This is a genomic window from Gallibacter intestinalis, assembly GCF_014982745.1.
In the GTDB taxonomy this organism is placed as follows: Bacteria; Bacillota; Clostridia; order Peptostreptococcales; family Anaerovoracaceae; genus Gallibacter; species Gallibacter intestinalis.
The window spans coordinates 1-15,700 of sequence record NZ_JADCKA010000006.1 but is presented as its reverse complement, the minus strand read 5'-3'; the positions used below and the strand labels follow the sequence as shown (position 1 = coordinate 15,700).

5 protein-coding genes and 1 tRNA gene are annotated in these 15,700 nt (G+C 39.5%); all 6 read left to right on the top strand.

The annotated features are described in order from the left end of the window. Positions 1-44: 44 nt before the first annotated feature. Positions 45-119: transfer RNA gene (locus INF20_RS04510), tRNA-Glu, on the top strand. 234 nt (positions 120-353) lie between these two features. Further along, entirely contained in the window at positions 354-566 is a 213-nt protein-coding gene (locus INF20_RS04505) for a FeoA family protein (RefSeq protein ID WP_226385188.1), read from the top strand. A 127-nt stretch (positions 567-693) separates the two neighbouring features. Beyond that, complete coding sequence (gene feoB, locus INF20_RS04500) at positions 694-2,709, top strand: ferrous iron transport protein B (protein ID WP_226385187.1); 2,016 nt, start codon at positions 694-696, stop codon at positions 2,707-2,709. Beyond that, positions 2,706-2,915 carry a FeoB-associated Cys-rich membrane protein gene (locus INF20_RS04495; RefSeq protein WP_226385186.1) on the top strand — a complete coding sequence of 70 codons (210 nt, stop codon included), beginning with the start codon at positions 2,706-2,708 and terminating at the stop codon, positions 2,913-2,915. The genes feoB and INF20_RS04495 overlap by 4 nt, the downstream gene beginning before the upstream one ends. A 135-nt stretch (positions 2,916-3,050) precedes the next feature. Then, the gene (locus tag INF20_RS04490; RefSeq protein WP_226385185.1) at positions 3,051-3,416 is read left to right on the top strand and encodes a metal-dependent transcriptional regulator; all 366 of its coding nucleotides are present in this window, start codon (positions 3,051-3,053) and stop codon (positions 3,414-3,416) included. A gap of 451 nt (positions 3,417-3,867) precedes the next feature. Next, positions 3,868-15,700: Cna B-type domain-containing protein (locus INF20_RS04485; RefSeq protein ID WP_226385184.1), on the top strand; the 11,833-nt coding region annotated here is incomplete at its 3' end.

Genomic DNA, 15,700 nt, shown 5'->3' with positions numbered 1-15,700 from the left:
TTACCGGGATTTGTTTTAAAATAGACTACGGACATAATAGATATGCTCCTATAGTCTAATGGTTAGGACATCGGGTTCTCATCTCGACAATCTCGGTTCGACTCCGGGTAGGAGTACCATCAAATGAAAAAAGCAACTATCGTTAAGATGGTTGCTTTTTTTCGTAACAAACAAAAGGATTGGATTGATTAGTATTATCTAATACGAAATTATGTTAGCATCACCTTACATATTTGTCAACATACAAAAAAATTGTTGTAAAACATGGGAAAACAAGTGTTGACAAAAATGGTTTTTGTAGTAAAATGAAAAATGAATTAGGCACGACTAACAATAAAAGGAGTGGATAAACAATGCAACTTACAGAGGCTAATATAGGCGAAACTTATATAATACAAGATATAGTAACAGATGATGAGGAACTTAAATCCTTCCTGTTTTCGCTGGGTTGTTACAGCGGGGAACCGATTACTGTTATCTCTCACTTAAAGGGAGGATGCGTGGTTTCAATTAAAGACGGAAGATACAATATAGATAAGGGTATCGCTGGATCAATATTGATATAATTTGATATATTGATTTTAAGGTCGTTTAAAAAGTTAACGGCGAGATAATCGCCGTTTTTTCAGAAATATAGGTTAGCGTTTTCTAACCGCATGGCAATTAAACATTTAAAAGAGAGGAGAAAACAACATGAGAATTGCTTTGGCCGGCAATCCTAACAGCGGCAAAACTACAATGTACAATGCCCTGACAGGAAGAAATGAACGAGTTGGTAACTGGGCCGGTGTTACCATCGGGAGCATAGAAAGTCCCGTAAAAAAAGAATATGCAAACAGTTCGGAAGAGTTGATATTAGTGGATCTTCCGGGCGCTTATTCGATGTCTCCGTTTACTCCGGAGGAAAGCATCACCAGTAAATATGTCAGAGATGAAAATCCAGATGTTATTATAAACATCGTTGATGCGACAAACCTAAGCAGAAGTTTGTTCTTTACGACACAGCTTCTGGAACTGGGCATCCCTGTGGTAGTTGCTTTAAATAAGAGCGATCTCAATGAAAAGCAGGGGACAAATATCAACGTTAAAAACCTTTCTGAAAAGTTAGGCTGTCCGGTAATAAACACGGTATCAACTTCTTCGGACAAAAAGGGATTAAAGGATGTCATTGAAGCGGCAACTAAGCTCAATGGCGCAGGACAGAAGGCTCCTTATCTCCAAGCGGAAATAGATCTTAATGATAAGCACGCTGTGGAAGCAGAGGACAGAAAGCGTTTTGCTTTTGTAAATGATATCGTAAAAGCGACAGAAACCAGAAAGGTTCTTACTAAAGAAAAGAATAAGTTTGATAAAATCGATGCAATACTTACAAACAAGGTGGCAGGAATACTGATATTTGCCCTTGTAATGTGGGGAGTATTCTGGGTGTCACAGGCATGGCTGGGACCACTGATTGCAGATTGGCTTGTGGCATACATCGAACAGTTCCAGGGATGGGTGGCAGGCCTTCTGGAAAGTAGTCCTGCAATAGTGTCGGCGCTTTTGGCTGACGGTATAGTCGGCGGTGTAGGAGCCGTAATCGGCTTCTTGCCTCTGGTAATGGTAATGTACTTCCTCATCGCTATGCTGGAAGACTGCGGATATATGGCCCGTGTAAGTATAGTAATGGACCCTATCTTTAAGAGAGTAGGACTTTCGGGAAAATCCGTTATTCCTTTTGTTATAGGTACAGGATGTGCTATTCCTGGTATCATGGCCAGCAGAACCATCAGGGATGAAAGGGAAAGAAGAGCAACAGCGATGCTCACTCCATTTATGCCTTGCGGCGCAAAGCTTCCGGTAATTGCATTGTTTGCAGGAGCTTTCTTTGCAGACGCATCATGGGTAGGCCCTCTGATGTATTTTGTAGGTATTTTCCTGATACTTTTAGGAGCACTTCTCGTAAAGCAGATTACAGGACATAAATACAGAAAATCCTTCTTCATTATGGAAATGCCTGAATACAAGCTGCCTAGCCTTAAGAGAGCTACTTTCTCAATGCTTAACAGAGCTAAGGCGTACATAATTAAGGCAGCCACTATAATCCTGGTTTGCAACGCAGTAGTGCAGATTATGCAGACATTTAACTGGCAGTTCCAGGTTGTGGAAGAAGGAATGGAAGATACATCCATCCTGGCAAGCATCGCTTCACCATTTGCAGTTCTGCTGATACCTCTGGGATTTGGAGTATGGCAGCTGGCAGCAGGAGCGATTACAGGCTTTATCGCTAAAGAAAATGTAGTAGGTACACTGGCAGTGGTATATGGTGTTACAAACTTCATTGACACCGATGAACTGGCACTGGTAGGCGGTGCAGGAGATGTGGCAGCAATCTTTGGACTTACATCTGTAGCGGCTCTTGCTTACCTGATGTTCAATCTGTATACACCTCCTTGCTTTGCAGCGATAGGTGCCATGAATTCTGAAATGCAGAGCAAAAAATGGCTCTGGGCAGGTATAGGTCTGCAGCTTGGCACAGGCTACACAGTTGCATTCTTGGTATATCAGATAGGAACTCTTATCACTACAGGTTCCCTCGGAAACGGATTTGTACCGGGACTCATAGCTGTACTTGCATTTGCGGCTATACTGACTATAATAGTTAAGAGATCAAAAGCAAAGGTTAACAGTGAATATGCTCTTCACAATAAAGGAGTAGAACAGGCATGATTGTAAATGTAATTGCTGTATTGATAATAGTAGCGTGTCTTGCAGCTGCGATAACATATATGATTAGAGCAAAAAAACGAGGTGTAAAGTGCATTGGTTGCTCTGCGGGAGGTTGCTGCTCTGGCGGTAATCATAAGCATGAGAGCGATTGCTGCTGTGGTGCTCACGAAAAGTCAGTGGAAAGCAGAACTTCTCATATTGGATAAAGAGTAAAATAGTACAATCTAAGTTTAAGCCGGTATTTTCAAGATGCCGGCTTTATTTGTTAAAATAATTAGTGTCAAATTTTCAAAAAAAGTATATACTTGTAATATCAGATTTTAAGATGGGAGAAGTTAATTATGCAGATAAAAGAATCCGCTGAAAACTATCTGGAAGCAATCTTGGTGCTAGGAGAAAAGCTGGAGTTTGTAAGGGCTGCGGACATATGCAATTATTTTGGATATTCAAGGCCGACGGTTTCTGCAGCAATAAAGCAGTTTAAAGAAAACGGATATGTTGATGTTGACGGTAAAAATCATATAACCTTAACAGATAAGGGTATGAAGATAGCAAAAAATATATACGAAAAGCATGAAACAATCGCAAAGATATTAATGTCAATCGGCGTAAAGGATCAGACCGCATATGAGGATGCTTGCCGCCTTGAACATGGACTGAGCGATGAGAGCTTCTATGCACTTAAAAAGCATTTTAACATCAAATAATGTAAAACATATTTAAATAATAAGAGATAAAATCGTATATCCAACTTCGATTCGAGGTTGGTTTTTTTTGTGCTGAAAAGTTTTAAAATTATCATAAGAAGCTAAATATTCTAAAAATATTGAAAATATTTAATAAAAATGGTAATATACAAACCAATAGAAAAAAATGAGTTTAAAGAATAGTAAAAGTAATTGTCAAGAAAGGAGATTAGCAGAAATAGTTGTTATAGTACAATTGAATATGCATGTAAAAGTAAATGGAGCCATGTTCTGTAGTGGGATTAGGTGTAAAATCAATAAAAAAGAGTTTTATATTTAAGTTAGATTAAGTAAAGGTCACCAAATAATATGAATTTTTTCAGAGAAGTTAGAGAATATAGTGGTTAGATTTGAAATAGTTGTATTAAACAAATATTCAAATTTGGTGTACTGATTGGAAAGGGAAATGACTATGGGCAAAATATTGAAAAAAACATTTGCTTTTTTTATGGCAATTTGTGTAACTTTTTCAGGGATAAATCCTATACTTATGCAGTCGGCATACGCAGCTGATGATGGAACTGTCAATCATGCAGTAGATATATCATTCAGTCCGCAAAATCTTGGAAGTACTGATGAGAATAGGATCGATATTGAAACCGGTAGAAGCGGTTCGTTTGTATTAAGTGTGAGTGTCTCACATGCTAACGATCAGACACAAGCCGTAACATTCAAAGTTAAAATCAGAGATAAAGATGTAAGACTTACTGATTTTGATGAAAACGGAATGTATGTTGTTTATGGCAGAGAATATAAACTTGAAACTGATGAAGAAGGAAACAGATACATAACAGGATCCGCAAAACCGGGAGATACTTTCACGCAGCCGTTTACATTTTTTTATCCAAACGGTGTAACGCCTCCTACTGAAGTTACAGTGACAGAGGACGATATTGAAGTAACAAAGCCGGATGATATGCCTGGTAATATCATAAAAGAGGGCGGCACTATAAATTTTGTGGCAGATTTTGAATGGGAACCTGTACAAAAGACAGTTAATGTAGATGAGATCCCGATAGCAACGAATGGAAAGCTATCTAAAGATATAGAATATACAATTTCGGCAAAATCTAAACAGAACCAGAGAGATAAAGCCGGTATATTCACAAAAGAATATACAATGACAGACACAATGACTCTTCCGGAAGGGTTGACATTTGTCAGCGGAGAGGTCGTTTTGTCAAGTGATAAAAAAAGCGTTACAATAGACGGAGTTACAGCTGCGTCATTTTCGAATGCAGTGGAAAGTATTGAACGCACAAGTGATAATACACTTACATTTACATATAAGGTCGTAAACGATACTTTGGCGGAAAGGCCTCTTGATAGTAAAGATCCAAAGGAAACACCGGATCTGAGCTTCAAATTTACTGCTAAAGCAGCAGCAATCAATATAGATTTAGACAAATTCGATACAAAAAACAAGATAATAAATAAAGTTGATTTCAACGCTAAACCTTGTCTTCCGGCGGAAGAACACAACAGCAGCGATGAAGTTCCTGTTATGATACCTGAACTTGGTAAAGCATTTACAATATCAAAGACAGGCTCCTCGGTACAGTCAACGCTTATACCGGGAGGAGAAATACTGTATACGATAACCGTACAGAATAATAATCCGCAAGATTTGACTGTAGATATAAAGGATAGTATACCGAGTAAGACTACTTACGTTGACGGCTCTGCCAGTGACGGAGGTAAAAAGACAGGAAACGAGATAATATGGGAAAAAGTGACCATACCTGCAGGACAAAAGGCACAGAGGACTTTTAAGGTAAAAGTCGATGAAGGACTTACTTCAGACGGTGTGATAAACAATAAAGCAACTGCAACTTCAGAAGATACTACCAAAACTTCCAATGAAACAGAAAACAAGTATACTGTTCCGCGGGCTCAGCTTTCTGTTACAAAGACCAGCAATAAAGTAAATCAGTCTGTTACAGAGGGAAGTGTAATAAGATATACTATAAAGGTGACTAATAATGGTATGCTCGAAGGAAGCGATACCATAGTGGATACGCTGCCGGTTCATCTGGATCTTGTTGAAAGCTCTCTTCCTAAAGGGGCCAGCTATGATAAAGAAACAAGAACAATAACTATTCCTGTTACAGTACCGGCAAATCAAAGCAAATCGTATTCTTTTGATGCTAAACTGGTAGCAAAGGGTCAGGTAAATAACGGTACTAATATAGCTAATACGGCAACACTGAAAAATACAAAAAAGAGTTCGTCTACGAGCATAAAATATAAGGCTAATCCGTATAGCCTCAGTTTGATTAAGGAAATAACCGGACAAAAAGAAAGAACAGATTTAGGAGAAGGATGGTATGAAGTATCTTATCGTGTTACAGTGACCAACAGCGGTGGTGCTCTATGGGCAAGTGACGGTGAGAAAATAGTAGATACTATGAGCGGAGGCCTCATACCTCTTGATGCTTATGGCTGGGCAAGCAATAAAACAGAAGGCACTATAACAGGTAAATGGACTTCTCAGGCAACAGGTGCAGACGGTGATACAATATCAGCTCCTGCAATTAAAGAGGGGACAGGTACATCTGCTCAGTACACCAGTACATGGTCTATTGGCGATATGAAAGCCGGTGAGAAAGCGACTCTCGATTATAAGGCAGTAGTAGAACTTCATGATGGAATATTGGACACTGCCAATGTTACCAATGTAGCTCAGATATATAAGCTAGGACCTGGAAGCGGAGTATCGGCAAAACCTAATATTATATCTGATAAATATATATCCAGTGTTAATGGCAAGGCTCCGTTAGATAAACTTTACTCCGATATACATCCGGGCGATGTTATTAAATATAAGCTTACTGTAAAAAATACAGGATATGCGGCAAAAGCTAATATGCTGATAACAGATGCACTTCCTGATTTTAACAGAGATTCGGGATTTGCATGGGAGATAGGCAAAAATGTTACTGTAAGCGGTACTTTTGGCGGCAATACGAATCATTCGGTTGATGCCCTCGTATGGGAAAATGTTTCTATACCGGCGCAGACTACAAAAACAGTAGAAGTGACTTTGACATTCCCTGAAGGTGTAACTTTTGACAGAGCTTTTTCGGAAAGGAGAGCAACCGTATATAACACACTAACAGTGAAATCCGCAGACGGTAAAATAAATCAGCAGCACCAGGTAAAGCACAGCACAGTGCCGGTGGAGCTGTTCGTGGAGAAGGAAGCTATGACCGCGGATACGATCGTTTCCGGTAAAGATTTCAGCTTTGAACTTAAACCTTCGGATGTTGGGTATCCTGTCAGCGGACTCACGTTATCGGATAATTTTGAAGCGTTAAGCGGAAGCGCAGATGTCAAATCTGTATATACCGGAAACTTCACCATAGCAGATAAGAATAGTTATACTCTCAGACTGAGATACAGCGGAGATAAAACCTCGGACATTTCAGTAAAGGCATCGGGAGAAACATTAACGCTCACAGCGGAACAAAAGAAAGATCTGATAGGCATCGACTGGGTATTTGGTGATGTCAAAAGTCTTAAAGTGAGCAAAGATCCTCAAATGACATTTACTGTAAAAGAAGATATCTCTAAAGCGGTTGTCGGCAGGAATTATGTAAGTTACATATATAACGACAGAGTGGCAACAGACAATGATAAAGTCAATCTGATGCCTAAAGATATGCTGGTCAAAACTGCATACAAAGGGGAAAAGCCTGTTACCAATCCGGGCGGTGATAATCAACTTGCAGTAGGAGATAAGGTAAAGTTTACTATCCAGTATAAAAACAGACATGGAAAAGAACTCAATATGACAGATGTCGTATTAAGAGACATACTTGCAACTGGAGGTTTAGCAGAAAAATCGGATGTTGCCGTGACTATAGAACAGCATCTTGATGCTGATGGACAAGAGGTGCAAAACAGCGATATCGAACTTGCGACTACAAAATTCGATATTACTAAGAGCGATATCGAATCTCCTATGGCAAAGAGGATAGATATAAAATTCAAAGGAGGTACACTTAAAGAGAACGAAAGTATAATAATAAGCTATACTGTTACAGTGGGAAGCGGATTTAGTGATTCCATGGCAGATCACAATATGGGCATTGATAAAAACTATGATGGTAAAATCAACATTAATATGATTCATAATGAAGTGGCAGTCAGCGTGGATGAAGAAACATATGAAACTGAAACAGACTTTTATTATACAATAGGTCAGCCACAGCTTTATTTCATGAAAGGTCTGAGATCGGAAAGAGAATTTAATATAAGCGGTGAAAAAGATCATGGTGCAAGCAATTTCTATTCTACAGGCGCAGATTTTAGGCTTAAACATGCTAAAAGCCTTTATGGTTCTTCATTCAGCTCATTTGGGTATAATATGGGTTCAAGAACAATAGGTTATGATGACTTTAATATGATAGACTATTGGTATCCGGCTGAGGAGTATTCAATCATCATATATAATGATGCGGCAAGCCCGGAACCGTTTACGGTGGAAGAATTAACGGATCAGCTCCCTGAGGGAACAAAATTTTTAGGTGGCGCATACGCCGTTGAAGCATATACATTCTATGGTGGTTATTCATATTATGAAAATCCTGGCATGATTTATAGTACTTATAGGGATAAGAATGAGAAATCTGTTGAGGTCGTGGGCGATAAAACTATAGATATGTATAAAAATTATTCATGGTACACTGGAGATTATCAAAAATATAGCAAGACCGATGATGGTGATATAACTTATGCTGAGGTTGTTTCCACTGATCCATATGGAAATTCTAATAAGGTAAAGGATCATTATGTAAAAATAACACCTCAATGGGATGAAGCATCAAATAAAGTAACATTCAAGATAACAGAGCAGAATGGAGATCCTGTTGTATTACAGCCAGGTGAGCGCATAGCGTTTTACTATGGTGTCATTATGGACGAAGAGTTATTGAATATGCATAAATATTATGACGCTCGACAAAATAGTATGGAAAGTTACTTGTTTGCTGGTACACCGTTGGATGACGATGATTTTGTCAATACTGCAACGCTTAATATAGATAAAGATTATTTTAAAGTTAGGAATGATACGGGAATAGAGACATTTAATTTAAATAGTGCATATCGTGGCAGTGTAGATTCTACAGGTCATGGAATGAATGACGGTGACTGCGTACAGATAAGTGGTGATACATTCCAGTCCTCGGTTGCGATCGAGAATGAGCAGGTAACAGGAGGTATACAAAAAAAGGCGGCGGCAAGATATAGTCCAGGCAATTTAAGCGATGACGAGTTTATAACACAATATAAGAATAATCAACTGAGCGATGTTAAAAGTACTGATATGAATCAGCTTCAGTTTGGTGATATTGTAGAGTGGGAGATAACAATAAATATACCTACATATATGAAGGGACTTTATCTGTTTGATGCTGTCAAGGTTGAGGATACTATTCCGTCACCGTATGAAATAATAACAGCATCTAGCGGTACTAATATGTTTATCACTTATGGCAGTGACAAGAGGGAGAGAGCTGCAGAGGTCACAGGAAATGTATCGGATATATTAGGAGCTCCGGGACAGACTATAACCATCAATCCGAGCAAGAGAGACAGTGCACGAACAAATGAACTCTTTGCATCAAAGGAGGAAACTCCGGGTACCTTGACGCTTACATATTTTACAAGGTATGACAGTGAAGCTCCTCTTGCATACATGAATTTTGAAAATGAGGCAAAAGTATCCTTAAACGGCAGAACATTTGATGACGGTATCTCAGGATGGGGAGAACCTGTCCGTGATGAAAGCGGTAATATCGAATATATCAAAACTGTTGCAAGTGTATTCCCTGGCGCAAATGAAATGAGCCAGTCATACAAGAAGATAGAGTATAAGGATCAGAGTGCAAACAGTGTTACCGGAGATCACAAGGTAGAAGTCCCTAAAAAGAGGGAAGAAGTTACATACACCTCAACTCTTTATAATTCAGGAACTTCGGATTATGACAATCTTGTTATAATAGATAAACTTCCTGAAAAAGGCGACACAGGAACTGTAAACAGTGTGGCAAAAAGGGGAAGTGAATTCGGTGTAAAACTTGTTGAAGACGGCACGGTTAAGGTTCTAATAAATGGAGAGGAGCTTAGTTCCGATAAATATGAGATAACTTATACTTCAAAGGATAAGTCAGATGGGTATACTGCAGATGAATGGGCTGGAGAGACTCATGCGGACTGGACAGCAGATCCGGCTGATGCCAAGGCGGTAAGGATAAAATTAAAAGAGCCTTTACCTGGAGATAGTAAGCTAGAGATAGTATTTGACGCTTATGTAACAGATGAGGCTGAACCTGGTGAAATTGCATGGGCATCTTTCGGATATAGGTATCAAAATACGGAAAAATCACAAAAACCTATATATGCTGAGCCTGCTAAAGTCGGAGTTGAACTTCCGGCAGGAACTGTCAGTGTTACAAAGCAAAATACATCGGGAGATGTATTAGCAGGAGCAGAATTTACGATTTATACCGATAAGGAGTGTAAGACCCCTTATGAAATAGACGGAAGTCCTGCTAAGCTGATTACGGGAAGTGACGGCAAAGCGTCATTCGATAAGCTTGCATTGGAGACAGATTACTGGATCAAAGAAACAAAAGCACCAAAAGGATATATTGCTGATGGTACAGTATATAAAGTGAGAGCGACTGAAAGTGTTCCTGCCGTCACAATAGGAACAAATGGAGTTGTTACGAATGAAACCGAGAAGAAGCCGGGAGAACTGACGATAACAAAACAGGTGACTGATGATGCCGATAACGGAATCCTTGGGGGATTGTTTGATAAGAGCTTCAATGTTACAGTAAGCGGTAAATTCTCAGATGGCACTACAGAAAAAACATATTCTCTTAAAAACAATGAATATGTAACCGTGCCAAATGTAATTTACGGCGAGACCTATACTATAAAGGAAGAAATAAGCCAAGAATACACTGCGGAATATTATGTGACAGTAAATGGAAGCACAGCAAATGATAACTCAGTAACTATGGGTGAAGGCGATGCTTCTGTACTTATCGAAAACACCTCTGTCAAAGAGGATGCGCTGTATATAACAAAGAGTTTAAACGGAGCATCAGGAACCGAAACATACAGAGTATTTGTAGAGGGAACTTTCGATGACGGAAACGGTCCTCAAAAGACAACCAAAACTTATACTTTCGGACCTAATGAATACGGTAAGCTCAAAGAAGTAGAAGGAGCGATTCACGGGGAAAACTATATTATTTCTGAGGAATCGGGAAATTATATCGCAACTGTTAAGGTAGACGGCAGCGTATTGGATCCTGATCAAAACAATACGGTTCAATTTGCCGATTCAGGTAAAACAGTTATAGAAGTAGTTAACACAGAAACCACTTCGATTAGCGGAGAAAAGACTTGGAACGATAATAACAATGCCGGTCTTACAAGACCTGACTCTGTAACAGTTGAGCTTTATCAGAAGATAAAGGGCGAAAGTGGAGAAGGAATCAAGTATAAAGAACTTGAAGTACAAGAAGGAGACGGAGGCGTTTGGAATTATACGTTCAGTGATTTACCTAAATATAGTCCGGATGGAAAAGAATATGTTTACGAGATAAAGGAACAGCCGGTCGATAATTATGAGGCTCAAATCACAGGCACTGATCTTAAAAATAATCTTATGATGGATCTCAGCGGAGAAAAGACTTGGAATGATGGAAGTAATGCCGACTTGGCAAGACCGATGGAAATCACCGTAAACCTTTATCAAAATGACGGTGAAACTCCGTATAAAACATTAACAGTTAGAGCTGATCTATCAGGCAAATGGGGATATACGTTTACAGATCTGCCTAAATATGATGAAAACGGAGATGCATATAAATATACCGTAAAAGAAAAAAATATTCCTGATGGATATATAGTTGAATATCCGGGTGCAGATTTAGATCCTTCAAGTGGTATGTATGATATTGATATCATTAATACTCGAGTGGTATCTGTAGAAGGTGAGAAAATATGGAAGGAAGATGAAAACAATCTTTCTGAGCGACCGGAGTACATTACAGTAAATCTGTTACAAAACGGAGAAGTAATAGATCAGAAAATAGCAGATGAATCTACTGAATGGAAATATAGTTTCACAGATCTGCCAAAGTATGATGCAAAAGGAGCAGAGTATAAGTACACTGTTAAGGAAGAAGCAGTACCGGATGGTTATGTGGAAAGCGTAGAAGGCTACAATATAACCAATACATATGTAGGAAACCTTGATGTCAGCGGACAGAAAACGTGGGTCGATGGAAACAACGCAGACGGAAAGAGACCTACAGAGATAACAGTTGAGCTTTATCAGAAGATCAAAGGTTCAAATGAAGAAGCTATAAAGATAGACAGCAAGACAATAACTGTACATGATAACTGGAAGTACAGCTTCACAGACTTGCCTAAGTACGATGCCGATGGATCAGAGTATGAGTACACAGTTAAAGAAGAACCGGTGGCTGGATACAGCTCTAAAGTAGAAGGTTATGATGTAACTAATACTCAGCTTACAGAAGTAAATGGTGAAAAGCTCTGGAACGATAAAGATAATGCAGACCAAGTAAGACCTGCGGAGATAACAGTTAAGTTACTGCAAAACGGAGATGAGATTGATCAGAAGACTGTAAGTGCAGCAGATCAGTGGAAGTACAGCTTTACAGATCTGCCTAAGTACGATGCTGATGGAGCAAAGTATGAGTACACAGTTAAAGAAGAACCGGTGGCTGGATATAGCTCTAAGGTAGAAGGTTATGATGTAACTAATACTCAGCTTACAGAAGTAAATGGTGAAAAGCTCTGGAACGATAAAGACAATGCAGATAAAGTACGACCTACTGAGATAACAGTTAAGCTGTATCAGAAGGTGAAGGATGCAGAAGGCGAAGCAACAGAGTATGACAGCCTAACCGTAACAGCAGATAATGGTTGGAAGTACAGCTTCAAAGACCTGCCTAAGTACGACACTAATGGAGCAGAGTATGAGTACACAGTTAAAGAAGAACCGGTGGCTGGATATAGCTCTAAGGTAGAAGGTTATGATGTAACTAATACTCAGCTTACAGAGATAAGTGGAGTAAAGACATGGAAAGGTGATGATAAGGAGTTATCTGCCAGACCTGAGTCAATAACAGTCAAGCTACTGCAAAATGGAGAGGAATACGATCAGAAAACTGTAAGTGCAGCAGATCAGTGGAAGTATAGCTTCACAGACCTGCCTAAGTACGATGCCGATGGAGCAGAATACACCTATACAGTTAAAGAAGATAAGGTACCGGAAGGCTATGTAGAAAGCGTTGATGGCTATAATATAACCAATACATACACAGGTATATTAGAAATCAGCGGACAGAAAACATGGGTCGACGGAAACAATGCGGATAGCAAGAGACCTACAGAGATAACAGTCAAGCTGTATCAGAAGGTGAAGAATGCAGAAGGCGAAGCAACAGAGTATGATAGTCTGACCGTAACAGCAGAAAATGGTTGGAAATATAGCTTTACAGATCTGCCTCAGTATGATGCTGATGGAGCAGAGTATGAGTATACAGTTAAAGAAGAACCAGTGGCTGGATACAGTTCTGAGTTAGAAGGCTATGATATAACTAATACACTTCTTACAGAGATAAGTGGAGTAAAGACATGGAAAGGTGATGATAAGGAGTTATCTGCCAGACCTGAGTCAATAACAGTCAAGCTACTGCAAAATGGAGAGGAATACGATCAGAAAACTGTAAGTGCAGCAGATCAGTGGAAGTATAGCTTCACAGACCTGCCTAAGTACGATGCCGATGGAGCAGAATACACCTATACAGTTAAAGAAGATAAGGTGCCGGAAGGCTATGTAGAAAGCGTTGATGGCTACAATATAACCAATACATACACAGGTATATTAGAAATCAGCGGACAGAAAACATGGAATGACGGAAATAATGCGGATCAAACAAGACCTTCAGAGATAACAGTTAAGCTGTATCAGAAAATAAAAGGCTCAGATGAAGAAGCTGCTGAAATAGCTAGTAAAACAATAACTGTACATGATAACTGGAAGTACAGCTTTACAGATCTGCCTAAGTACGACACTAATGGAGCAGAATATGAGTACACAGTTAAAGAAGAACCGGTGGCTGGATACAGCTCTAAGGTAGAAGGTTATGATGTAACTAATACTCAACTTACAGAAGTAAATGGTGAAAAGCTCTGGAACGATAAAGACAATGCAGATAAAGTACGACCTACTGAGATAACAGTTAAGCTGTATCAGAAGGTGAAGGATGCAGAAGGCGAAGCAACAGAGTATGACAGCCTAACCGTAACAGCAGATAATGGTTGGAAGTACAGCTTTACAGACCTGCCAAAGTATGATGCCGATGGAGCAAAGTATGAGTACACAGTTAAAGAAGAACCGGTGGCTGGATATAGCTCTAAGGTAGAAGGTTATGATGTAACCAATACTCAGCTTACAGAAGTGAACGGTGAAAAGATCTGGAATGACAATGATGATGCAGACGGAAAGAGACCTGAAACGATAACAGTAAATCTGCTGCAAAATGGAAAACAGTTCGATAGTAAGACTGTAGATAAGTCAACTGACTGGAAGTACAGCTTCACAGATCTGCCAAAGTACGATGATAACGGAGCAGAGTACGAGTACACCGTTAAGGAAGAAGCAGTACCAGGATACAGTTTCAGTGTGGACGGCTTTAATGTAACAAATACTCTTCTTACAGAGATAAGCGGTGAAAAGATCTGGAAAGGTGATGATAAGGAACCTTCAGCAAGACCTGAGTCAATAACAGTAAAACTGTTGCAAAACGGAGCAGAATACGATCAGAAGACTGTAAGCAAAACAGAGCAGTGGAAGTACAGCTTCACAGACCTGCCTAAGTATGATGCAGACGGAGCAGAGTATAAGTACACTGTTAAGGAAGAAACAGTACCGGATGGTTATGTGGAAAGCGTAGAAGGCTACAATATAACAAATACATATACCGGAAATCTTGATGTCAGCGGACAGAAAACATGGAATGATGGAAACAATGCAGACGGAAAGAGACCTGCAGAGATAACTATCAAGCTGTATCAGAAAGTAAAAGGTACAGAAGGCGAAGGCACAGAGTATGATACAGCTACTGTAACAGCAGATAACGGCTGGAAGTACAGCTTCACAGACCTGCCGCAGTATGATACTGATGGAAATGAGTATGAATATACTGTCAAGGAAGAAGCGGTACCAGGATACAGTTTCAGTGTGGACGGCTATAATGTAACAAATACTCTTCTTACAGAGATAAGCGGTGAAAAGATCTGGAAAGGTGATGATAAGGAACCTTCAGCAAGACCTGAGTCAATAACAGTAAAACTGTTGCAAAACGGAGCAGAATACGATCAGAAGACTGTAAGTGCAGCAGATCAGTGGAAGTATAGCTTCACAGACCTGCCTAAGTATGATGCAGACGGAGCAGAGTATAAGTACACTGTTAAGGAAGAAGTGGTACCGGATGGTTATGTGGAAAGCGTAGAAGGCTACAATATAACAAATACATATATAGGAAATCTTGATGTCAGCGGACAGAAAACATGGAATGATGGAAACAATGCAGACGGAAAGAGACCTACAGAGATAACAGTTGAGCTTTATCAGAAGATCAAAGGTTCAAATGAAGAAGCTATAAAGATAGACAGCAAGACAATAACTGTAAATGATAACTGGAAGTACAGCTTCACAGATCTGGCGCAGTATGATACTGATGGAAATGAGTATGAATATACTGTGAAAGAGGAAGCAATACCAGGATACAGTTCAAAGGTAGAAGGCTACGATGTAACCAATACCCAGCTTACAGAAGTGAACGGTGAAAAGATCTGGAACGATAAAGATAATGCAGACCAAGTAAGACCTGCGGAGATAACTATCAAGCTGTTGCAAAACGGAGCAGAATACGATCAGAAGACTGTAAATGCAACAGAGCAGTGGAAGTACAGCTTTACAGACCTGCCTAAGTACGATGCAAATGGAGCAGAATACGAATATACTGTTAAGGAAGAAGCGGTAGCAGGATATAGCTCTAAGGTAGAAGGCTACGATGTAACCAATACCCAGCTTACAGAAGTGAACGGTGAAAAGATCTGGAACGATAAAGATAATGCAGACCAAGTAAGACCTGCGGAGATAACTATCAAGCTGTTGCAAAACG

Bases quoted from the DNA above. Each gene is read 5' to 3' on its own strand.
- INF20_RS04505 (WP_226385188.1), top strand. From the start codon at position 354: ATGCAACTTACAGAGGCTAATATAGGCGAAACTTATATAATACAAGAT.
- feoB (WP_226385187.1), top strand. From the start codon at position 694: ATGAGAATTGCTTTGGCCGGCAATCCTAACAGCGGCAAAACTACAATG.
- INF20_RS04495 (WP_226385186.1), top strand. From the start codon at position 2,706: ATGATTGTAAATGTAATTGCTGTATTGATAATAGTAGCGTGTCTTGCA.
- INF20_RS04490 (WP_226385185.1), top strand. From the start codon at position 3,051: ATGCAGATAAAAGAATCCGCTGAAAACTATCTGGAAGCAATCTTGGTG.